Genomic DNA, 959 nt, shown 5'->3' on the forward strand with positions numbered 1-959 from the left:
AGGCGTTTCCGTTGGTGGACGTTAGTGTGCTCAGCGATGAAGAAATCCTGACACATAAAGGCGTTGCGCTGATGGAACTGGTGCAAAAACACATCCGCTGCCGGGATATGCTGGAATGGGTCCCCCAATTGGTGGAACTCTTGAATGCGGGGTATAATACAGTCGAGCAGCGCAATGTTGTGTTAAGCTATATTTTACTGAATGGACATACGCTGGATCTCTCCCAATTTGTCCATCAACTGATTGAACAATCTCCGGAGCATGAAACAATGTTGATGACTATTGCAGAACAGCTTGAACAAAAAGGGCTTGAGCGAGGTATTGAGCAAGGCCGAACAGAAGGTAGAGAGGAAGGTAGACAGGAAGGTAAAGAGGAAGGTAGAGAGGAAGGTAGACAGGAAGGTAGACAGGAAGGTAGAGAGGAAGGTAGACAGGAAGGTAGAGAGGAAGGTAGAGCTGAAAATAAACTGGAAACGGCTCGTGCCTTATTACGGCATGGCGTAAGTTTGGACATTATTGTCACCAGTACCGGACTGAGCCGGGATAAAATTGAAATGTTAAGGCATTAAATTAATCTCCTTTTTCGCTGCAAAATGCCGATATTCAAGATCGGCATTTTTGTTCTTATTCAAGGTGATGGCTATACAAGGGACTTTTACGTTTACCCGGCGAAGCTGAAACCGGTCAGACTAAAGCAACTATCTCCGGAGCATGAAACAATGTTGATGACTATTGCAGAACAGCTTGAACAAAAAGGGCTTGAGCGAGGTATTGAGCAAGGCCGAACAGAAGGTCGAGAGGAAGGTAGACAGGAAGGTCGAGCTGAAAATAAACTGGAAACGGCTCGTGCCTTATTACGGCATGGCGTAAGTTTGGACATTATTGTCACCAGTACCGGACTGAGCCGGGATAAAATTGAAATGTTAAAGCATTAAATTAATCTCCTTTTTCGCTGCAAA

Annotated in this window: 1 protein-coding gene and 1 pseudogene; both read left to right on the forward strand. The window is 45.2% G+C overall.

All coding sequences use genetic code 11. The features are described from left to right. Positions 1–569, forward strand: a 569-nt coding sequence (locus V2H77_RS00375; RefSeq protein ID WP_341497220.1) for an Rpn family recombination-promoting nuclease/putative transposase, incomplete at its 5' end; no start/stop codon positions are given. Positions 570–686: 117 nt separating this feature from the next. After that, positions 687–935, forward strand: a pseudogene (locus tag V2H77_RS00380) (ISNCY family transposase); the annotation flags it as partial. Positions 936–959: the final 24 nt, after the last annotated feature.

Source organism: Photorhabdus sp. P32 (assembly GCF_038085095.1).
Classification (GTDB): Bacteria; Pseudomonadota; Gammaproteobacteria; order Enterobacterales; family Enterobacteriaceae; genus Photorhabdus; species Photorhabdus luminescens.